The organism is Vibrio sp. Y2-5 (assembly GCF_014596725.1).
Lineage (GTDB): Bacteria > Pseudomonadota > Gammaproteobacteria > Enterobacterales > Vibrionaceae > Vibrio.
Genome location: NZ_JACVEG010000011.1, coordinates 33,702 through 52,848, shown reverse-complemented (window position 1 = coordinate 52,848; position 19,147 = coordinate 33,702). Strand labels below are relative to the sequence as shown.

Sequence of the window (19,147 nt, the reverse complement as noted above, 5' to 3'; positions counted from 1 at the left end):
AGCTAGCTCCCAAGGATAATGAGTATGAAGATAAATAAAACATCATTAATAATTTCAACTGTGTTGCTTTTAAGTGGATGCAGTACTTTAGACAGTTCTAGTGCATTTGATGATGTCGCGAGTTCGGTGAAAGAAAGACATAACTATGTTCAGGTTGTAGCAAAGGAAATTACGCCAGATACCAAAGCGGTTATTGGTGCTGATGTTGTAAAATCTTCACTCTTTTATGTTGGTAATTTTGCGAAAGAAGCCAATGTAGATGTAAAAGGGTCGTATGTTGATATGAGCGTAACAACATTTAAAAGCTACGACCGTTTCGATAACGTTACTGTGAATAACGATAGTAATCCAATTGTTGACTATCGCCCTGTCGCGGAGACTTGCACCGAACATTGTACAGTTACTCAGTGGTTCCAATTTCCTTTAAGTGAAGAGAAAATATCTCAGTTCAAAGGAGATGAAGTTGAGTTTACCTTAGCTTCTAAGACCAGCAAGAATGTCGTTCAGTTCTCTGTGCCTAAAGCCTATTTTGATGCTGTAAGAAATGAAGCTGCTTATGCGATGAGTAAGCAACCTCAACAGGCTGTCCCTGTCACTACGCTACCAGCAGAAATTAAGAGTAAGTCTCAAGACATGGTTCAATACTGGTTCAACGAAGGTTCAGTAGAAGAGAGAAAAGCCTTTGCAGATTGGGCATTCAGTCAAAGAACTTCTGTGACCAGTATGATTCAGACAGAAAGTAAACCTGTTGAAATGATGGCGTATTGGTATGACAAAGCGAACAAGGCTGAAAAGTCAGATATCCTAGCTTGGTTAATTCGTCAGGAGTAATTGCTATTTAGATGAATTAGAGGCATGGTTTAACCGTGTCTTTAATTCGCATAAATTGAACAATGAACATCAGTGAAGTATCAAAAAAGACAGGTCTGACAGCTAAATCGATCAGACTGTATGAAGAAAAAGGGTTAATTAAACCGCCACATCGCTTAGACAATGGTTACCGTGATTACCATGACCAACATGTCGCAGATCTCAATCTGATTGCACGTTGTAAAGGAGTTGGGTTCAGTCTTGACGAGTGTAAAGCGATGCTCAACTTGGCGAATGACCCTGAAAGAAGTAGTTATGCGGTGAAAGAAAAAGCGCAGTTGAAGCTGAAAAGTGTTGAGCAGAAGCTGAAAGAACTGACCGTTATAAAACAGCAGCTGGAACTATGGATTCAGGAATGTCCCGGTGATGAGGGCAGTGAATGCCCAATCATCGATGATTTGAAAGGGCAATGCTGTAAAACGAAATAATGCAAGTCAACAGGTCAACTGTAGGCTTGCATTTTTTGTTTATAGATGGCGGTTTTCTTTTTCTCAGATTGGTTCAACTTTCACGACAATGCCATCTACTTGGATCACTTTAACTCGTGTTCCAGTTTTTAATGGCACATCGCATTCTGCTGTCCATGTGGTATCACCCAGAATCAAGCGAAACTGACCAGCATCTACATCTTGCTCGACCACCGACGTTTTGCCGATGAGTTGCTTATCTTTCTGATTGAGCTCTCTATGCGCATCATCTTGTTTGTCCGTAGAGAGTTGCTTTCTCCACCATAACCAAGTGGTGATTAATGAGAAACTTGCGAATGACATCCATTGCAGTTGCCAACCAATCGGTAAGAAAACCACGATTACGCCTACGATAAGTGCTGAGATCCCCAGCCAAAGGAAGTATCCAGCAGTTCCAATCAGTTCGACGGCTAACAGACATAAGCCAAGCGCTAACCAGTGCCAATGGTTTAGCTGAGTTAAAAATTCAATCAAGAATCAGCCTCTTTTTTGTTGGTTTGTTTAAACATTTCAGCAATGCCAGCAACAGATCCCATCAACCCAGTAGCTTCTAAAGGAAGCATAATTATTTTGCCATTCTCTGCCTGACCAATAGATTTTATAGCGTCCGTATAGCCTTGGGCAATAAAGTAATTTACCGCTTGCATATCACCTTGTGCAATTGCTTGAGATACCATTTCTGTCGCTCTTGCTTCCGCTTCAGCAGCACGCTCTCGGGCCTCAGCTTGGAGAATTGCAGCTTGCTTTTCACCTTCGGCTTTTAGAATTTCAGATTGCTTCTGGCCTTCTGCTTTCAATATTTCAGCTTGTCGAACACCTTCCGCTTCTAAAATTGAGGCCCGTTTCATCCGTTCAGCCTTCATTTGCGCATTCATGGCTTCTGTCAAATCTGTTGGTGGTTGAACGTCTTTGATTTCGATACGGGTAACTTTAACGCCCCAAGGGTTCGTTGCTTGGTCGACGATCGAAAGCAGTTTGGTGTTGATCATGTCTCGTTGGCTGAGCATCTCGTCGAGCTCCAAAGAACCAAGCACAGTACGCATGTTAGTCAATGTCAGGTTGCGAATCGCATTCTCCAAATCATTGACTTCGTATGCGGCTTTTGCGGCATCGATGACTTGCACAAAACAGACCGCATCGATAACGACATTTGCGTTGTCTTTACTAATGACTTCCTGAGCTGGGATATCAAGTACTCGTTCCATCATATTGATTTTACGGCCCACTCGATCGATAAACGGAATAATGATGTTGAGTCCCGGTTTTAAGCTATGGGTGTAACGACCAAAGCGTTCTACTGTCCAGTTGTTGCCTTGAGGTACGGTCTTAACCGCTGAAAAAATAAAAACAATTGCTAGAAAAACAAACACACCGATAGCAATGAGTGAATCAAAAGCCATAACATGTCCTTAATAAGTTAATTATGTAAGAAGGGAAGGAAACTCCCTAAATGCAGTGTGTGGTATAGAACAAGATTGAACAATCTTTAGGCGTGAGTTTTGTAGTAAAGTTCAGAAAAAAGGCAGGTCTTATTAACCTGCCTATTTATAGTGCTGCTTAGTAAAGAAGAGAGTATAACTGGCGGCGATACTTGCTTGCGATACCATTGCCTTGGCCTATAGCGCTGAGTATGTCCATAAATGTCTTTTTCATCTCTCCATCTAAGGCGTTTAAATCCGATTTTAGGAATCGCCACAATAGTTCTAGAGCATCTTCATCTCGTTTAACTTGATGATATTGAGTAGCCAGTTCCACTGCTATTTTTGCATCTTCAGGGTTATCTGATAAAGCTGCCTCTAATGCTTGAATTTCTGGACTGTTAGACGCTTGATCATGCAGTTCTAACTTCGCCATTAAGCTTTTGTAGTAGCCGTCTTGATACTCAAGCGGGATGAATTCCAGCTCAGCTTTTGCCGCATCTATCTGACCTGATTCAATAAAACAATCAGCAAGAGCAAGTTTTACATCACCTTTACTTTTTAGCTCTTCCGGTAGTGAAAGAAGTAGAGGCAGTGCTTGCTGGTGTTGTTGTGCTTGCACTAGTTCTATTGCTTGATTCAGCGTCATTTCGTCTTGGCTCGGTAAATGACGGTTAAGCATTTCTTTCACGGCTTCTATTGGCTGAGGTCCACCTATTCCATCAACAGGCTGACCATTGATGAACAAAGCGATAGTCGGTAGCGACTGAACACCAAACTGGGCGGCAATCGCTTGTTCATCCTGGCAGTTCAGCATTGCGAGTGTGAATACACCATTGTATTGCTGAGTTAGCTGTTGAAGTGCTGGAATCATCTGCGCGCTTTCTTGGCTTATTGGCGCCCAAAAGTAAAATAGGATTGGAGTAGATGCTGAACTTTCGAGTACCTGATGAAAGTTCTGTTGATTGACGTCAACGATAAATGGTGACTGCATGGACATTCCTTTTCGCTCCTGAATTTTGAGCACTTGTAGTATTCACTTTACATGGGGGCGCAATGAAGAAATTCAAGCCATAAATTGTAGGTTGTTTACAAGAATCGCGAGACAAAAAATGCCACCGAGTGGTGGCATTTTTTGTTGATAGAGCAGGGTATTAGAGCGTCACAATTAAAATGAGTGCAATACAAATACCAAGCCAATTACACTGGTTTAAAGTCATAGATGAACTCAACACACCTTACACAATACAAATAACTTGCTTAATATCTGCGCAGTATTAATGGGAAATGTTGCGAATAAATGACAATTCTATTTTTAAGAGAAATATTTTTTGATTAACTTTACGCCGCTTTGTAGAGCAGTTTATCCAGCATAGCTCCGGGTAGCACTCGTTTTAAAATTGCGGCAACTTTTGTCGGTGTTGTTACCCTATAACGCAATTTGGGCTTGGCAGATTCTAATGCATGGATTAAAGGTGCCAAGCAGGCTTCAGGTGGCAGTACGAAACGATTGTTGGAAGTCTCTTTAGCTAATCGAGCCAACTGAGTTTCATATTCAGATTTATGGACACTCTCTCCTACGTTTATCCATTGTTTAAACGCTTGTAATGCATTTGCTCTAAATTCAGTTTCTATTGGTCCGGGCTCAATAATGCTAATTTTTATGTTGCTATGTCTCAGTTCGAGACGAAGAGTATCTGTCCAACCTTCTAACGCAAACTTCGAGGTATTGTAAGCGCCTCTGTATTTCATAGCGGCAAAGCCTAAGATAGAGCTGTTTTGCACAATTCGCCCATACCCGAGTCGACGAAAATGAGGGAGCAGAGACGTTGTGAGTGTATGCCAACCGAATAGATTGGTTTCTAACTGCTGACGTAACGCTTGTGTTGGTAAATCCTCTATTGCTCCCGGTTGGCCATAAGCGCCATTGTTAAATAGAGCTGAAAGCTGATGGTTTGAAAGTTCTAGCGCTTGTTCAATACCTCGTTTAATACTCTCTTCATCAGCCAGATCGAGTTGGATGCAGGTTAATCCTTCATCGCTGAGCCTTTGTACATCTTCTTGTTTTCTGCAAGACGCAATCACTTGATACCCTCTTTTATGTAAAGCGTGAGCTGCCATATAACCGATGCCTGAAGAGCAACCTGTGATTAATATTGAATGCGTCATGAATTTTCCTAAATAAAACTAATTGGCGAATTGAAGTAGGTTTTTTAATGCAGGCTCGATATGGGAAAACTGGAACTGGAAGCCTAACTCAGTCAGTTTTTTGGGCTTAGCGCGCATGCTATCAAGCAACAGTTCAGATGCTTCACCCATGACCAATTTTATTGCCCACTTCGGTGTCAACAAAAAGTGCGGGCGTTTAATCGCAGAGGCAAGGCTTCTACTGAATAGAGCATTGGTTGCGGGGTGGGGAGCGCTTAGATTAAATGCGCCTTGTGCGTGCTCTGTCGTCAACAGGAACATAATAGCCTGCACCATGTCAGTCATGTGTATCCAAGGGATATATTGCTGTCCTGAGCCAATTGGCCCACCTAATCCTAACTTATACGGCGGAAGCATTTTCTGTAGTGCGCCTCCTGCGGGAGACAGCACGACTCCTGTTCTAAGCAAGCACACTCTGGTTCTGTCTGATTGAGCTCTCAACGCGATTTGTTCCCATGTGTCACACACTTGATGGGAAAAACTTTGATGATGCACATGCAGACTTTCGTCAAAAGGATGAGATTGTTGATCCCCGTAATAACCGACTGCGGAGCCACTGATCAAGACTGCAGGTGGTTTAGTGCTGGCATGAATCAGTGATACCAACTGCTCAGTAATGTCCCAGCGACTGCGACATATGCGCGATTTTTGCTTTCGACTCCAGCGCTTATTTGCAATCGGTTCTCCTGCCAAGTTAATTACGGCATCGAAGTGATTGAGGTCTTGTAAATCAAGTAAAGAGTTAATGAAGTTGAGATTACCACTACGAATATGGCTTAACTGATGCTTAGCATTTTCTGTGTTGCGTGTTAATACAGTTACTTGCTCGGTCATCAGCAGCTTTAACAATTCACGTCCGATAAAACCAGTTCCGCCAGTGATAAGTATATTCATAGCCTCTCCTTTGCTACCTAAGTATAGGCAGTATCTGCAAGCTCATTCGCAGCACAGCTGTTGTTATCAGAGTACGAGATTCAGTGGGAACTTCCAATACGCTGTTTTTACTTGTGATAATTTTTTGCTCAGCCCTGTACCTAGGTCACACCAACTTTAGGGTAGTTTTGCCATGATGATTCATAACAATCGTTATGGGGGAAGTATGTCAGGATTGACGGCACTGTTTAAAGCTATGTTAGCGAGCATGCGAGACTTGATGCCCATTGTAATGGTTATAGCCTTTTTTCAATTGTTTGTCTTACAAGATGTTCTACCTAATTTTTTAAGTGTTTTATTTGGATTAGTCCTTGTCGTTTTGGGGCTTACTTTTTTTATATTTGGTTTAGAAATGGGGCTGTTCCCGATAGGGGAATCCATGGCCCAAGCTTTTGCACGCAAAGGGAGTGCATTTTGGTTATTGGCTTTTGCATTCTGCCTAGGTTTCGGAACGACGATAGCTGAGCCGGCTCTCACCTCTATTGCGGCAGAAGCCGCTAAAGTGGCTGCTGAAGGTGGGATGATTACGCATTCTGAGCAAGAGATGGAAAGTTACGCTAACGGGCTTAGGCTCACGGTTGCTCTATCCGTAGGTATGGCCATCGTGATAGGTGTAATTCGTATCGTTAAAGGTTGGCCGATTCATTACATGATAGCCATAGGCTATATAGGTGTTGTGGTAATGACGGCTTTTGCACCGCCAAGCATTATCGGTGTTGCCTATGATTCTGGTGGTGTCACAACATCAACCATCACAGTTCCTTTAGTAACCGCTCTGGGTATTGGTCTAGCTTCAGCCATTAAAGGTAGAAATCCGATGCTTGATGGATTTGGTCTTATCGCGTTTGCCTCTCTATTGCCGATGATTTTTGTCATGGTATTTGGCATGGTGATGACATGATTTCACTTGGCACTTTCTATTCCACACTTGTCTCTACTCTTCAGGATGTTTTTCCTATCGCGGTAATCATTGCTGGCTTCCAATTTGTGGTTTTGCGCAAGCCAATCGTAAATCCGATGAGAGTTTTGGGCGGATTCGCCTATGTAATTTTGGGGCTCACGCTATTTTTACTTGGATTGGAGTTTGCGTTGTTTCCTTTGGGAAAGACGATGGCGATGCAATTAACTTCTCCCGATTTATTGACTGAATATAGGTTGAGTATTGGCGAGAAGTTGCAATGGGTCGATTACTACTGGGTCTATCTGTTTGCTTTCAGTATTGGATTTAGTACCACAATCGCGGAACCTTCGCTGATAGCGGTTGCTATAAAAGCAAATCAGGTATCAGGTGGTGCTATATCAGTTAATGGTTTGAGAATGGCTGTTGCTTTGGGGGTCGCTGTGGGCATTACTCTGGGTTGCTATCGGATTGTGGTCGGAGACCCAATTCATTACTACATTATTGCCGGATATGTTGTGGTTGTTATTCAGACCTTCTTTGCACCACAACTGATTACTCCTTTAGCTTATGACTCTGGTGGTGTTACGACCTCCACAGTGACTGTCCCGATTGTGGCTGCATTGGGACTTGGACTGGCTTCTACCGTCCCCGGACGAAATCCGATGATCGATGGTTTTGGGCTTATCGCGTTTGCCAGCTTATTTCCTATTATTTCGGTAATGGGGTATGCACAAATTACTCAGTGGCTTAATCGTAAATCTGAGTGCAAAGATGCAACTAGAAAGGAGAAAGACAATGCGGTTTAAGTTAATTCTGGCGTTTGTCGAAGATGCAAAAACGGACTTAGTGCTTGATGCCGCAAGAGAAGCTGGGGCAACGGGTGCTACGGTGATTAACAATGCTCGAGGTGAAGGTTTAAATAAGAAGCGAACGTTTTTTGGTTTGACTTTAGAAGTACAAAAAGACGTTATCTTGTTAGTGGTTGAAGAGCATTTATCTCGACATATCCTCGAAACTATTAATGAAGTGGGTGAATTTGATGCCACTTCAGGGCAGGGAATTGCCATTCAGATTGATATAGAAGATGCCGTAGGTGTAGCGCATCAGGTTGAACGGTTAACAAAAGTGGTGGAGGACAATCTATGAATCGAGAAGATAAAGTTCGTGTAAGAGATGTCATGGCTGGCACCTACGTGATGGTTGATGGGTTAACTACGGTGTATGAAGGTATATGCCTTGCCAAAAAACATCAGGTGAAAGCACTGATCGTCGATAAACGGCATGAAGACGATGAATACGGAATAGTGTTGATGAATGACATCGCAAAAAAAGTTTTGGCAAAGAATCGATCGCCAAAACGAACCAATATTTATGAAATTATGACCAAGCCAGCGTTATCTGTTCCACCAGATATGAACGTCAAATACTGCGCTCGTCTATTTGAACGCTTTGGCATAAGCCGTGCGCCAGTCATTGATTGCGGTAAGGTCATTGGCATGGTGAGTTATAACAATATTGTGGTAAACGGTATGGTAAGAGATGACGACTAGGTAATAAACCATTAAACTCATGTGGTTTTTGCTATGAGGTTTATGATGAAACTGTTTATTGCTTCTGATTTGCACGGCTCGCTCCCTGCAACCGAAAAAGTCTTGTCTTTGTTTGAACAATCAGAGGCGACAACTCTCGTTTTGCTAGGTGACCTTCTAAATCATGGGCCACGAAATCCTATACCTGAGGGCTACAACCCGGCCGCAGTTGCGGAGCAACTTAATCACTATGCGAATAAAATAGTAGCGGTACGAGGCAACTGTGATAGTGAAGTTGACCAGATGTTGTTGACCTTTCCAATGATGTCTGACTATGCATGGGTGGTGCTTGAATCGGGACAAAGAATGTTTCTGACCCATGGTCATCTTTACAATCAACAAAACTGCCCTGCGATGGGACCTCGTGACATTCTGGTTCACGGACACACACATATTCCCTCTGCTCAAGAGTGGGGAAAAGGCTTCTTTCTCAACCCAGGGTCAGTGACATTCCCAAGAAATGACTTTGCGCCAAGCTATGGTCTCTTGGAAGGTAACCAACTTATAGTTAAGTCTCTCGATGGGGACGAAATGCTTGCAAAAGCGACCATTTGAAAATGCACAACATATTGAAATAAAAGAAGAGCTCAATTGAGCTCTTCTTTTATTTTCTGTCTGAGTGTCCAAGGTCACGTTCTGGATCGATAAGATCTCTCACGCGCTGTTTCAGTTCTTTTGCTTCGGGGAATCCGCCATCTTTCTTGCGCTCCCATATCTGTACACCGTTACAGAAGATCTCATATCTTCCACCGGTATCTGGGTGGAGAGATACGGTTTCAATTTCTTCGCTGAAGGTATGCAGCAATTCTTGGCTTATCCAAGTCGCTCTCAGCATCCAGTTACATTGACGACAATAAAAGATGTCAATTTTCGCTTTGTCCATAAGTTCCTTAGTTGCTGAACAGTACGGTCGAACCGTGGTTCAAGCTAGTGAGCAGTAAAGTTTTGTTATTGACGATGTCGACACGTCGGCTTTGCTGCGCTTCCATTTTGAAAAACTGTGTTACCAACTCAAGCTCTTGTTGGGTGAATTCTTGACTTTGGCTTTGTGAAACATTTCTAAACTTTGTTGGAGAAACGAGTAAATAGTTATCGCTGACGTCCCATTTGCCCGTTTCTGAGATATTCATGATATTTTGAGCATCATCATTTTCAGAATGTAAAACCACATTAGAAACACGCACATAGGTACCGTTCGGCAGATATTTTACATTTGAAGAAATATCAACGCGACGCAGCGAACCGATTTGTTGATGTGTTGTCGTGTTTTCAATAACGGTGACTGTTTTTGATTGCCACTCGCGTGAAGAAATTTCCTGCTCGAGCTTTAAATCGCTTCCCCAATAGAGCCAACTACTCAACGCAATTGAAACGATGCTCATCATTATTGCAATTCTTCTGATCATGATGATTCACCTCTTTGGCAAACTTTATTGATCTCATCTTGATTCGCCACAATCTTTAACGTGATATTGGCTGATGAATACTCCGGTTTATGGATGTAATTCAGGATCAGCACATCGTTATGACCGCCTGTTGCGATCACTTTCTCTAGAGCAAATTCACCTTGATACTCAGATATGTATTGATTCACACACAACTCGATCGAAGGTAGCCATTCCGTTAGGTCGGGATGATTTTTGGGTGTGTCTACCACGACGCCATGATAACTCGCCAGCCTTCTGAACTCTGATTGAGTCGGATGGGTGAACATGACTGCAAAAATAGGTAGCAGCACAGAGAACAGGAACAGTAACTTAGTAACAAGGTCAATAGGGCGCTTAGCCGAAACCGGATGCTGTGAACCCACTGTCTCTAATTCATCGCGAGCGATACTGCTGTCTGTTTTGCTGGATTGTTCAATCTCAAGCTGAGCAATTTCTTCAGAAACATCGCTGTGGACGTCTTTTTCTTCCCACTCTAGATTTTCTGGTTCGTTTAAGTGCGCATTTTCTTCAAACTCAGAAATGTCTGTCACTGTTGAAATTAACTGATAGCCACGTTTAGGCACAGTTTTCACAAACTGAGGTGACTTAGTGGAATCTTTAAGTTGCTTGCGTAGGGTCGAGATAGCTTGAGTTAAGCTGGAATCATCTACTTCAAAGCCTTGTTCTCTCCAAACAAAATCATACAGTTCGTTACGAGAAACGACTTCATTTGGACGTTGACAGAATAGAAGGAGTATTCGACTTTCATTACTGCCCAGACGAACGAGTTCATCGTCAAAAACATTATCAATCAGCGAATTGCTGATTGAGTCGAAAGTAAATCTGTCTCCGAGAAGGAATTTATTGCCTATGCCCGTCATCGATATCTTCTTCATTTATTTTTAGAGTCTTAAATCACGGCTAACTGGGAATAGTTTCCATGCTAAGGAGTTAAGGAGGAGTTAAGACCACAATGAATATTTATCTTCCTTGATATAAAACTGTGCCAAGCATAATCAATAAAAATAAAAAAAACAGTGTTTTTTGACCTTGTTGACCTTGAATTTACATTCGCCGACCCTACTTATTTACCAAATTGGTTATCTTTCTGGTCTGGCTAATTTTTAAGCATTGTGACTGGAAATCTCTAATGTGATGTTATGGAGCTAAAATGAGCGAAACAATGACAGCAAATAAAGAAACTCGTGGCTTTCAATCGGAAGTGAAGCAACTACTTCATCTTATGATTCACTCTTTGTATTCAAACAAAGAGATCTTCCTGCGTGAGTTGATTTCTAACGCTTCAGACGCTGCAGATAAGCTGCGTTTTCAAGCATTATCAAATCCAGACCTTTACCAAGGTGATGCAGACCTTGGCGTTAAACTGTCATTCGACAAAGAGACAAAAACGATAACGATCTCGGATAACGGTATCGGTATGAATCGCGAAAATGTGATTGAGCATTTAGGTACTATCGCGAAATCAGGTACAGCGGAGTTTTTCTCTAAGCTTTCTGAAGAGCAAACCAAGGATTCTCAGCTTATCGGACAATTTGGTGTTGGCTTCTACTCTGCATTTATCGTTGCTGATGCAGTAACGGTACGTACTCGCGCTGCGGGAGTTGCGAGCAATGAAGCGGTTCAATGGCATTCAAAAGGTGAAGGTGAGTACACGGTAGAGTCAATTGAAAAGGCAAGTCGTGGTACAGATATCATTCTTCATCTACGCGAAGAAGGGGAAGAGTTCCTTTCTGAATGGCGTTTACGTGATGTGATTTCAAAATACTCAGATCATATCGGTATTCCAGTCTTTATTCAGACTGAAGAGCGTGATGACGAAGGTAAAGAGACGGGCAATAAGAATTGGGAACAAATCAATAAAGCACAAGCGCTTTGGACTCGTAGCAAATCAGATATTACTGATGAAGAGTATCAAGAGTTCTACAGACACGTATCTCATGATTTTGCTGAACCGCTCGTTTGGAGCCACAACAAGGTGGAAGGTAAGAACGATTACACCAGCTTGTTGTACATTCCTTCTAAAGCACCTTGGGACATGATGAACCGAGACCATAAGTCTGGTTTGAAACTTTATGTTCAACGTGTATTCATTATGGATGACGCAGAGCAGTTTATGCCGTCTTACCTGCGTTTTGTGCGTGGTTTGATAGATTCAAACGATCTGCCGCTAAACGTTTCACGTGAAATTCTGCAAGACAATAAGGTTACTCAATCTTTACGCAACGCATGTACTAAGCGTGTACTTACTATGCTTGAGCGCATGGCAAGTAATGATGAAGAGAAATACCAGTCGTTCTGGAAGCAGTTTGGTCTTGTAATGAAAGAAGGCCCAGCTGAAGACATGGCAAACAAAGAGAAGATTGCCGGTCTGCTGCGTTTTGCATCGACAGAAGTCGATTCTTCAGAGCAAACAATTGGTTTAGCTTCCTATGTTGAACGCATGAAAGAAGGCCAAGACAAGATCTATTACTTGACGGCTGACAGCTATGCGGCAGCTAAGAATAGCCCACACTTAGAACAATTTAAGTCTAAGGGTATCGAAGTTATTCTGATGTACGATCGCATTGACGAATGGTTGATGAACTACTTAACAGAGTTTGATGGTAAGCAGTTCCAGTCAATCACCAAAGCGGGTCTTGATCTAAGCAAGTTCGAAGACGAAGCAGAAAAAGAGAAGCATAAAGAGACGGAACAAGAGTTTCAGTCGGTTGTTGAGCGTATCAAAGGCTACTTAGGTGACCGAGTAAAAGACGTGCGTACAACATTTAAGCTTGCGACGACTCCGGCAGTTGTTGTCACGGATGATTTCGAAATGGGTACTCAAATGGCGAAGCTTTTGGAAGCAGCTGGTCAGGCAGTGCCTGAAGTGAAGTATATTTTTGAGGTCAACCCTGAACACGCTTTGGTTAAGATGATGTCTGATGAACCAGACGAAGAAGCCTTTGGACGTTGGGTAGAAGTGTTGCTGGGTCAGGCAATGTTGGCTGAACGCGGTTCAATGGCCGATCCTTCTCAGTTCCTGAGTGCAATGAATAAACTTCTGACTAAGGTTTAATAGTTTTAATGAATAAAAAGCTCGCGAAATGCGGGCTTTTTTATTAAAAAGTGAGCTAACGTCGTTTATTTGTTTCGATTTGTGCTAAACAGGCTTTAGGGATGGATGCCAAGTTGCATTCTTTAGTCTTAGATTCGCCTGAGAGACAAATTTATGTGATAGAATGCGAAGCTTGAATATGGTTATCAACGCGTGTATTTTGCACGCCAGCTTGCATTCGCTAGCTGTATCAACTGTTATACCGAAACTTACCGTTCCCCTATCAAGGATGTTCCTCTAAAGGACTTTGCTTCTAAAAGGATATAGTGAGCTTCGGTATAAATATTATTTTCTAAAGAGGATTAAACATGCGCATCATTCTTCTAGGTGCTCCAGGTGCTGGTAAAGGTACACAGGCTCAATTCATCATGGAGAAGTTCGGTATTCCACAAATCTCTACTGGTGACATGCTACGTGCCGCTATCAAAGCAGGTACAGAGCTTGGTAAACAAGCTAAATCTGTTATCGATGCTGGTCAGCTAGTTTCTGATGAAATCATTCTTGGTCTGATCAAAGAGCGTATCGCACAAGATGATTGCGAGAAAGGCTTCCTGTTAGATGGTTTTCCACGCACGATCCCTCAAGCTGACGGCTTAAAAGAAATGGGTATCGACGTAGACTACGTAATTGAGTTTGACGTTGCAGACGATGTCATCGTTGAGCGTATGGCTGGTCGTCGTGCTCACCTTGCTTCTGGTCGTACTTACCACGTAGTGTACAACCCGCCAAAAGTTGAAGGTAAAGATGACGTAACTGGTGAAGATCTTGTTGTTCGTGATGACGATAAAGAAGAAACAGTACGTGCACGTCTAGGTGTATACCACAACCAAACTGCACCACTTATCGAGTACTACGGTAAAGAAGCGGCAGCAGGTAATACTAAGTACCTGAAATTTGACGGTACTAAGCAAGTTGCTGAAGTAAGTGCTGATATCGAAAAAGCATTAGCTTAATAGATAATACCTATTATCAAAATTTTTAATAATTTTGTTATAGTTAAGCGGCCGTAAGGTCGCTTTTTTTATACCTAAACGACTTGAAACTGACACAATGTTAGTGATGTAAATTCGTGTAAAATCAGCCCCAACTGATTTGGGTATATCCCCCTTTTACTTAAGTATTGAGCCGGAATAATAGAAAAAGGACGCTATGAAAACGATAAAAAAACAAGGTGTCTTGTTAGCCAATTTAGGTACACCTAAAGCTCCTACCGCTGTTGAAGTTAAGCGTTTTTTGGCTGAATTTCTTCATGACAAACGTGTTGTCGATATGAGTCGTTGGTTGTGGTGTCCGCTTTTACATGGAATCATCCTACCTATTCGCTCTCCTAAAGTTGCAAAACTGTACCAGTCGGTTTGGCTGGAAGAGGGCTCTCCCTTGATGGTGTATTCACAGCAACAGCGTAACAAGCTACAAGCATTGCTAAATATTCCTGTTGAACTTGGAATGACTTATGGTGAACCAAGTTTAAGTAGTGGCCTGGAAAAACTCCTGCAACAAGGCGTTGAAGAGGTTATTGTTCTTCCTCTATATCCTCAGTATTCATCGTCGACGACCGCTGCTGTTTTTGATGGATTGGCGAAAGCCATAAAGGGCATTCCAACTATGCCTCAGCTTACGTTTGTGCGTGACTACTACAGCCACCCTCTATACATACAAGCGTTAGCAAGCAGCGTTCGTGCATCTTGGGAGCAAAATGGTCAAGGGGATTTATTAGTATGCTCTTACCACGGAATCCCTAAGCGATACGCTGATAATGGCGATATTTATCCACTGCATTGTGAAGAAACGACGCGCCTTCTTGCCCAAGAGCTCGGATTATCCGAAGATAAAGTTCTGATGACCTACCAGTCTCAATTTGGTAAGGAAGAGTGGTTACAACCCTATACCGACAAAACGATGGAATCGCTACCTGAAAAGGGCATTAAGAAGCTTGATATCATCTGTCCGGCATTTTCTGTCGACTGTTTGGAAACGCTTGAAGAGATAGCAGGGGAAAACAAAGAGTTGTTTTTAGAAGCTGGTGGCGAGACGTTTAATTACATTCCTTGTTTGAATGCAGATGATGCTCATATCGAGATGATGAACGCACTTGTAACGAGCTAAGTTTGAATGTTCTAGTAAACAAAAAGGACCACATTAAGTGGTCCTTTTTACTATCCAAGCAGTATTAAGCCGGTTGTACTTCAGCTTGTTTTTCGTCAGCTGCAACTTCAACGTAGCCTTCTGCTCCGTGCATCCAAAATACTAGCTTGTTTGCAAACAGAAGGAGAATGACACCAGATACGGTAGCTGTCACAGCAATACCACTGAAGATGGCCATTGCGCCTAACTCACCTACATGAGAGCCAACATAGCCAGCAACATAGTTTGCGATCGCATTACAACCAAACCATGCACCCATCATGAGTGAAGCAAGACGTAGTGGAGCAAGTTTAGTCACTAGTGATAAACCAATTGGAGATAAACACAGCTCGCCTAAAGTATGGAAGAAGAATGCACCCACCAACCACAGCATAGATGTTTTTACCGTAGTGTCTCCGCCTTGCTGCATCACCGCACCTACCATACATAGGAAGCCAAGTGCTAAGAAGAACATTGCAAGTGCAAACTTAACAGGAGAGTTAGGTTCACGTTTGCCCAGTCTTACCCAAAAAACAGCCAGTACTGGAGCCAGAGTAATAATAAAGAATGGGTTTAGTGACTGGAACCAAGCCGCTGGCACTTCAAAGCTGCCGATCATGCGGTCTGTATATTGCTGGGTATAGATATTCATCAAACCGCCAGCTTGCTCAAAACCAGCCCAGAACACAATAGTAAACAGACTCATGATTAAGATAACTTTAATGCGGTCAAACTCTTCTTTCGTAAGCGGCTGCTTGGTTTGAGATTTGTTATTTTCCATTGCGCGTTTAGCTGCAGGAACTCTACCGATATCACCAAGCCACGACTGAGCAAGAGTAAGCTGCATAACTAAGCTAATTAGCATGCCGATACCTGCTGCAACAAAACCTGCTTTCCAGCCGAAAGAATTGGTTACTGACCCTGCGACAACACCAGCAAGCAGAGCACCAATGTTGATACCCATGTAGAAGATAGTAAAGGCACCATCGCGACGATGATCACCTTCTTGGTACAAATCACCAACCATTGTTGAAATGTTTGGTTTGAACAGGCCGTTACCTGCAATCAGTAGCGCTAGGCCAAGATAAAAAGAGTGCATTGGCGAAATACCAATAACCTCTGCTGGCATTGCTAAGGTGAATTGACCAATAGCCATCAATGCGCCGCCGATTAGAATGGAACGGCGTTGACCAAGGTAATTATCCGCTAGGTAGCCACCAATAAGTGGAGTGATATATACCAAGCCAGTATAGATACCGTAAAGATCAAGAGCGTCTTTTGTTGACCAACCCAAACCACCGTTAAGAGTGGCGTCAGTCAAGTAAAGAACTAAGATAGCTCTCATTGCATAGTAGGAGAAACGTTCCCAAAGCTCTGTGCTAAATAAAAGAAATAAGCCACGTGGGTGACCAAAAATTTGTCGTTGGTTTTGCATAATTAGAAACTAATGCCATCATTATATTTTTAGTGGCCGATAGATATACATTGGTCATAAAGATATTTCAAATGATTTAATATTGTAAATTAGTGTGTTTGGTGGATTTTCACTCTGCTTATCGTTGTTAATTCAGGATATTTGAAAAAGTTACTATTTGTGAAAACTAATTTTTAAATAAAGTATTGTTAGATGAGGTAGTGCTGTTTATTTCGTCACACGAGCGACGATGAATGGTTGTTACTATCTTTAATCATGACTATGTAAATCCATAGTGATAGCATTGCCAAAAAAATAATTGGTTAAGAATATGAAACGTTGGTATTTACTTTATTGTAAGCGAGGTGAGCAGCTTAGAGCGAAAGCTCATTTAGAAAATCAAGGCGTTGAGTGCTTTTACCCAGAAGTTACAGTTGAGAAAATTCTACGAGGAAAGCGTCAATCAGTGAAAGAGCCGCTTTTCCCTTGTTATATGTTCGTCCGTTTTGATTTTGAAATTGGCCCTTCATTTACCACGGTTCGCTCAACCCGTGGAGTCGCTGATTTTATCCGCTTTGGCGCTCAACCTAAAGAATTGCAAGGTGATCTGATTTATGAACTTAAACAGATGGATACGAGTGAGCAAAGTTTTGCTGTTTCTAAAATGCCAACACAAGGTCAAGTGATGAAAGTGACTGGTGGGCAATTTTCTGGCATCGAAGCAATTTATCAGGAATCGGATGGGGAAACTCGATCATTAATGTTGATTAAGCTCATCAACCAACCAATAGTGATGAGTATTGATAACAAAGATTTAGATCTTAAGTAGAGCGACTAAATACATCGATATAAGAAAAAGGCGCCCTAGGCGCCTTTTTCTTTTTATTACTTAGTAAGCTTCGATGTGAACGGCTTTTACAGCTCGACCTGATGGATCAACACAGTTTTTGAATGATTCATCCCATTCAATTGCTTTTGCAGAAGAACAAGCCACTGAAGGGCCTCCCGGAACACATTGAGCAGCTGACTCCAGTGGGAACAACTCTTCAAAGATTTCACGATACACATAGCCTTCTTTGGTTGTTGGCGTGTTATATGGGAAACGGTATTGTGCAGTTTCCATTTGTTGATCGGTTACTTTCGCCTCGGCGGTTGCTTTTAGCGTATCGATCCAGCTGTAGCCAACGCCATCAGAGAATTGCTCTTTCTGACGCCATGCGATGGATTCAGGTAAATAGTCTTCAAAACACTCGCGTAGGATGTGTTTTTCCATCTTGCCGTTACCACACATTTTATCTGCAGGGTTCAGACGCATTGCAACATCGATAAATTCTTTGTCTAAGAATGGCACTCGGCCTTCTACGCCCCATGCAGCAAGCGATTTGTTTGCGCGTGCACAGTCAAACATGTTCAGTGCAAGCAATTTACGAACGGTTTCTTCGTGGAATTCTTGAGCGTTTGGAGCTTTGTGGAAGTATAAGTAACCACCAAAGATTTCATCCGCACCTTCACCAGAAAGAACCATTTTAATGCCCATTGCTTTAATTTTACGCCCCATGAGATACATAGGGGTAGAAGCACGGATGGTTGTGACATCATAGGTTTCAATGTGGTAAATCACATCACGAATTGCATCAAGACCTTCTTGAATGGTGTAAGTCATCTCGTGGTGAACTGTGCCGATTTTCTCAGCCACTTCACGTGCCGCTTTAAGATCCGGTGCGCCCTCAAGACCTACTGCGAATGAGTGAAGTTGTGGCCACCAAGCTGCAGATTTTTCATCATCTTCAATACGCATGGCTGCAAAACGTTTCGCGACTGCTGAAGTGATTGATGAGTCCAAACCACCCGACAAAAGTACACCGTATGGTACATCTGTCATTAACTGACGCTTAACAGCCGCTTCGAGCGCTGCAGTCAGTTCTTCTTTGCTCGTGGTGTTACCACTTACGGCTGCATATTCGTTCCAGTCGCGTACGTAGTATCGAGTTGGTTCTTTGTCTTGAGAACTATAGTAGCTACCTGGAGGGAACTCGCTTAGGGTTTTACATACGGGAACCAGAGCTTTCATTTCAGAAGCAACATAGTAGTTACCGTGCTCATCTTGACCTTGGTATAGCGGGATAATACCGATGTGGTCGCGACCTACCAAGTACTCGTCTTTTTCTTCATCGTAAAGAATGAAAGCAAAGATACCGTTGAGTTCTTCAAGAAGATCCACGCCTTTGTCTTGGTATAGTGCCAAGATAACTTCGCAGTCTGAATCGGTTTGGAACTCGTACTTACCTTCGTAACGAGCACGAATTTCTTTATGGTTATAAATTTCACCGTTTACTGCGAGGATAAGTTTCTTATCTGGGCTATAAAGAGGTTGTGCGCCACTATTTAGACCAACAATAGCCAAACGCTCGTGTGCCAAAATAGCTTTGTCAGATGCATAAATACCGGACCAGTCAGGGCCACGGTGACGGAGTTTTTTCGACATTTCCAATGCTACTGGGCGTAGCGTAGCCGCATCACTTTTGATGTCCAAGATGCCAAAGATAGAACACATACAACTTCCCTTAGTAAACGAGTTTTAATCAGATGACTCCAATTTGCCATTTTGATTAAAAAAAACAACCCACGATTGGTAAATAGTTTAAATAAACTTCTCATAGGTAAATATTTTTTAACTAATT

21 protein-coding genes are annotated in these 19,147 nt (G+C 42.4%); 11 read left to right on the top strand and 10 right to left on the bottom strand.

Annotation, left to right across the window (positions count from 1 at the left end; all coding sequences use genetic code 11):
- Positions 1 to 24: 24 nt before the first annotated feature.
- Complete coding sequence (locus HUO09_RS19490) at positions 25 to 831, top strand: hypothetical protein (protein ID WP_188235068.1); 807 nt, start codon at positions 25 to 27, stop codon at positions 829 to 831.
- A 62-nt stretch (positions 832 to 893) separates the two neighbouring features.
- Positions 894 to 1,298 (top strand): Cu(I)-responsive transcriptional regulator, encoded by a 405-nt coding sequence (gene cueR, locus HUO09_RS19485; RefSeq protein WP_167411224.1) that lies wholly within the window; start codon positions 894 to 896, stop codon positions 1,296 to 1,298.
- Between the two features lie 63 nt (positions 1,299 to 1,361).
- On the opposite strand, the gene HUO09_RS22635 is transcribed toward cueR, so the two are convergent.
- The 5 genes from HUO09_RS22635 to HUO09_RS19460 all read right to left on the bottom strand — a co-directional run bounded on the left by HUO09_RS22635 (position 1,362) and on the right by HUO09_RS19460 (position 5,857).
- Positions 1,362 to 1,811 (bottom strand): NfeD family protein, encoded by a 450-nt coding sequence (locus HUO09_RS22635; RefSeq protein WP_167411223.1) that lies wholly within the window; start codon positions 1,809 to 1,811, stop codon positions 1,362 to 1,364.
- Positions 1,808 to 2,737, bottom strand: coding sequence for an SPFH domain-containing protein (locus HUO09_RS19475; protein ID WP_188235067.1), 930 nt, complete (start codon positions 2,735 to 2,737; stop codon positions 1,808 to 1,810). The genes HUO09_RS22635 and HUO09_RS19475 overlap by 4 nt, the downstream gene beginning before the upstream one ends.
- Positions 2,738 to 2,894: 157 nt before the next feature.
- Positions 2,895 to 3,749 carry a co-chaperone YbbN gene (locus tag HUO09_RS19470; protein WP_188235066.1) on the bottom strand — a complete coding sequence of 285 codons (855 nt, stop codon included), beginning with the start codon at positions 3,747 to 3,749 and terminating at the stop codon, positions 2,895 to 2,897.
- Positions 3,750 to 4,096: 347 nt separating this feature from the next.
- Positions 4,097 to 4,924 carry an SDR family oxidoreductase gene (locus tag HUO09_RS19465; RefSeq protein ID WP_188235065.1) on the bottom strand — a complete coding sequence of 276 codons (828 nt, stop codon included), beginning with the start codon at positions 4,922 to 4,924 and terminating at the stop codon, positions 4,097 to 4,099.
- An 18-nt stretch (positions 4,925 to 4,942) separates the two neighbouring features.
- A complete protein-coding gene (locus HUO09_RS19460) occupies positions 4,943 to 5,857 on the bottom strand; it encodes a TIGR01777 family oxidoreductase (RefSeq protein WP_188235064.1) in 915 nt (304 codons plus the stop codon).
- Between the two features lie 205 nt (positions 5,858 to 6,062).
- On the opposite strand from HUO09_RS19460, the gene HUO09_RS19455 reads away from it, so the two are divergent.
- The 5 genes from HUO09_RS19455 to yfcE are packed head-to-tail and all read left to right on the top strand — an operon-like array spanning position 6,063 to position 8,941.
- On the top strand, positions 6,063 to 6,797 hold the full coding sequence (locus HUO09_RS19455) for a DUF1538 domain-containing protein (RefSeq protein ID WP_167411218.1): 735 nt from the start codon (positions 6,063 to 6,065) through the stop codon (positions 6,795 to 6,797).
- Positions 6,794 to 7,603, top strand: a complete 810-nt coding sequence (locus HUO09_RS19450; protein ID WP_167411217.1) for a DUF1538 domain-containing protein — start codon at positions 6,794 to 6,796, stop codon at positions 7,601 to 7,603. The genes HUO09_RS19455 and HUO09_RS19450 overlap by 4 nt, the downstream gene beginning before the upstream one ends.
- A complete protein-coding gene (locus HUO09_RS19445; RefSeq protein ID WP_167411216.1) occupies positions 7,593 to 7,943 on the top strand; it encodes a P-II family nitrogen regulator in 351 nt (116 codons plus the stop codon). The genes HUO09_RS19450 and HUO09_RS19445 overlap by 11 nt, the downstream gene beginning before the upstream one ends.
- Positions 7,940 to 8,347, top strand: a complete 408-nt coding sequence (locus HUO09_RS19440) for a CBS domain-containing protein (RefSeq protein ID WP_167411215.1) — start codon at positions 7,940 to 7,942, stop codon at positions 8,345 to 8,347. The genes HUO09_RS19445 and HUO09_RS19440 overlap by 4 nt, the downstream gene beginning before the upstream one ends.
- A 45-nt stretch (positions 8,348 to 8,392) precedes the next feature.
- Positions 8,393 to 8,941: a phosphodiesterase gene (yfcE, locus tag HUO09_RS19435; protein WP_188235085.1), complete on the top strand. Its 549-nt coding sequence runs from the start codon at positions 8,393 to 8,395 to the stop codon at positions 8,939 to 8,941.
- A 49-nt stretch (positions 8,942 to 8,990) separates the two neighbouring features.
- On the opposite strand, the gene HUO09_RS19430 is transcribed toward yfcE, so the two are convergent.
- The 3 genes from HUO09_RS19430 to HUO09_RS19420 are packed head-to-tail and all read right to left on the bottom strand — an operon-like array spanning position 8,991 to position 10,694.
- Positions 8,991 to 9,269 carry a SelT/SelW/SelH family protein gene (locus tag HUO09_RS19430; protein ID WP_102953763.1) on the bottom strand — a complete coding sequence of 93 codons (279 nt, stop codon included), beginning with the start codon at positions 9,267 to 9,269 and terminating at the stop codon, positions 8,991 to 8,993.
- Positions 9,270 to 9,276: 7 nt separating this feature from the next.
- Positions 9,277 to 9,792: a regulatory protein ToxS gene (locus tag HUO09_RS19425; protein WP_167411214.1), complete on the bottom strand. Its 516-nt coding sequence runs from the start codon at positions 9,790 to 9,792 to the stop codon at positions 9,277 to 9,279.
- Positions 9,789 to 10,694 (bottom strand): transcriptional regulator, encoded by a 906-nt coding sequence (locus HUO09_RS19420; protein WP_188235063.1) that lies wholly within the window; start codon positions 10,692 to 10,694, stop codon positions 9,789 to 9,791. Before HUO09_RS19420 ends, HUO09_RS19425 begins: the two co-directional genes overlap by 4 nt.
- Before the next feature lie 290 nt (positions 10,695 to 10,984).
- On the opposite strand from HUO09_RS19420, the gene htpG reads away from it, so the two are divergent.
- From htpG to hemH, 3 genes are all read left to right on the top strand, one after another.
- Positions 10,985 to 12,889 carry a molecular chaperone HtpG gene (gene htpG, locus HUO09_RS19415; RefSeq protein ID WP_188235062.1) on the top strand — a complete coding sequence of 635 codons (1,905 nt, stop codon included), beginning with the start codon at positions 10,985 to 10,987 and terminating at the stop codon, positions 12,887 to 12,889.
- A gap of 347 nt (positions 12,890 to 13,236) precedes the next feature.
- The gene (gene adk / locus HUO09_RS19410) at positions 13,237 to 13,881 is read left to right on the top strand and encodes an adenylate kinase (protein WP_042486378.1); all 645 of its coding nucleotides are present in this window, start codon (positions 13,237 to 13,239) and stop codon (positions 13,879 to 13,881) included.
- A 196-nt stretch (positions 13,882 to 14,077) separates the two neighbouring features.
- Positions 14,078 to 15,034 carry a ferrochelatase gene (hemH, locus tag HUO09_RS19405; protein ID WP_188235061.1) on the top strand — a complete coding sequence of 319 codons (957 nt, stop codon included), beginning with the start codon at positions 14,078 to 14,080 and terminating at the stop codon, positions 15,032 to 15,034.
- A 64-nt stretch (positions 15,035 to 15,098) separates the two neighbouring features.
- Here the strand turns inward: hemH and HUO09_RS19400 are convergent, their stop codons facing one another.
- Positions 15,099 to 16,487 carry a peptide MFS transporter gene (locus HUO09_RS19400; RefSeq protein WP_188235060.1) on the bottom strand — a complete coding sequence of 463 codons (1,389 nt, stop codon included), beginning with the start codon at positions 16,485 to 16,487 and terminating at the stop codon, positions 15,099 to 15,101.
- 310 nt (positions 16,488 to 16,797) lie between these two features.
- Here HUO09_RS19400 and rfaH point away from each other — a divergent pair, with 310 nt between their 5' ends.
- Positions 16,798 to 17,295, top strand: coding sequence for a transcription/translation regulatory transformer protein RfaH (rfaH, locus tag HUO09_RS19395; protein WP_188235059.1), 498 nt, complete (start codon positions 16,798 to 16,800; stop codon positions 17,293 to 17,295).
- A 60-nt stretch (positions 17,296 to 17,355) separates the two neighbouring features.
- Here rfaH and asnB read toward each other — a convergent pair whose 3' ends face one another.
- Positions 17,356 to 19,020, bottom strand: coding sequence for an asparagine synthase B (asnB, locus tag HUO09_RS19390; protein ID WP_167411208.1), 1,665 nt, complete (start codon positions 19,018 to 19,020; stop codon positions 17,356 to 17,358).
- Positions 19,021 to 19,147: the final 127 nt, after the last annotated feature.

What these genes read in the sequence shown, in the direction of transcription:
- HUO09_RS19490 (WP_188235068.1), top strand. Translation starts at nt 25, where the DNA reads ATGAAGATAAATAAAACATCATTAATAATTTCAACTGTGTTGCTTTTA.
- cueR (WP_167411224.1), top strand. Translation starts at nt 894, where the DNA reads ATGAACATCAGTGAAGTATCAAAAAAGACAGGTCTGACAGCTAAATCG.
- HUO09_RS19475 (WP_188235067.1), bottom strand. Translation starts at nt 2,737, where the DNA reads ATGGCTTTTGATTCACTCATTGCTATCGGTGTGTTTGTTTTTCTAGCA.
- HUO09_RS19470 (WP_188235066.1), bottom strand. Translation starts at nt 3,749, where the DNA reads ATGCAGTCACCATTTATCGTTGACGTCAATCAACAGAACTTTCATCAG.
- HUO09_RS19465 (WP_188235065.1), bottom strand. Translation starts at nt 4,924, where the DNA reads ATGACGCATTCAATATTAATCACAGGTTGCTCTTCAGGCATCGGTTAT.
- HUO09_RS19460 (WP_188235064.1), bottom strand. Translation starts at nt 5,857, where the DNA reads ATGAATATACTTATCACTGGCGGAACTGGTTTTATCGGACGTGAATTG.
- HUO09_RS19455 (WP_167411218.1), top strand. Translation starts at nt 6,063, where the DNA reads ATGTCAGGATTGACGGCACTGTTTAAAGCTATGTTAGCGAGCATGCGA.
- HUO09_RS19450 (WP_167411217.1), top strand. Translation starts at nt 6,794, where the DNA reads ATGATTTCACTTGGCACTTTCTATTCCACACTTGTCTCTACTCTTCAG.
- HUO09_RS19445 (WP_167411216.1), top strand. Translation starts at nt 7,593, where the DNA reads ATGCGGTTTAAGTTAATTCTGGCGTTTGTCGAAGATGCAAAAACGGAC.
- HUO09_RS19440 (WP_167411215.1), top strand. Translation starts at nt 7,940, where the DNA reads ATGAATCGAGAAGATAAAGTTCGTGTAAGAGATGTCATGGCTGGCACC.
- yfcE (WP_188235085.1), top strand. Translation starts at nt 8,393, where the DNA reads ATGAAACTGTTTATTGCTTCTGATTTGCACGGCTCGCTCCCTGCAACC.
- HUO09_RS19430 (WP_102953763.1), bottom strand. Translation starts at nt 9,269, where the DNA reads ATGGACAAAGCGAAAATTGACATCTTTTATTGTCGTCAATGTAACTGG.
- HUO09_RS19425 (WP_167411214.1), bottom strand. Translation starts at nt 9,792, where the DNA reads ATGATCAGAAGAATTGCAATAATGATGAGCATCGTTTCAATTGCGTTG.
- HUO09_RS19420 (WP_188235063.1), bottom strand. Translation starts at nt 10,694, where the DNA reads ATGACGGGCATAGGCAATAAATTCCTTCTCGGAGACAGATTTACTTTC.
- htpG (WP_188235062.1), top strand. Translation starts at nt 10,985, where the DNA reads ATGAGCGAAACAATGACAGCAAATAAAGAAACTCGTGGCTTTCAATCG.
- adk (WP_042486378.1), top strand. Translation starts at nt 13,237, where the DNA reads ATGCGCATCATTCTTCTAGGTGCTCCAGGTGCTGGTAAAGGTACACAG.
- hemH (WP_188235061.1), top strand. Translation starts at nt 14,078, where the DNA reads ATGAAAACGATAAAAAAACAAGGTGTCTTGTTAGCCAATTTAGGTACA.
- HUO09_RS19400 (WP_188235060.1), bottom strand. Translation starts at nt 16,487, where the DNA reads ATGCAAAACCAACGACAAATTTTTGGTCACCCACGTGGCTTATTTCTT.
- rfaH (WP_188235059.1), top strand. Translation starts at nt 16,798, where the DNA reads ATGAAACGTTGGTATTTACTTTATTGTAAGCGAGGTGAGCAGCTTAGA.
- asnB (WP_167411208.1), bottom strand. Translation starts at nt 19,020, where the DNA reads ATGTGTTCTATCTTTGGCATCTTGGACATCAAAAGTGATGCGGCTACG.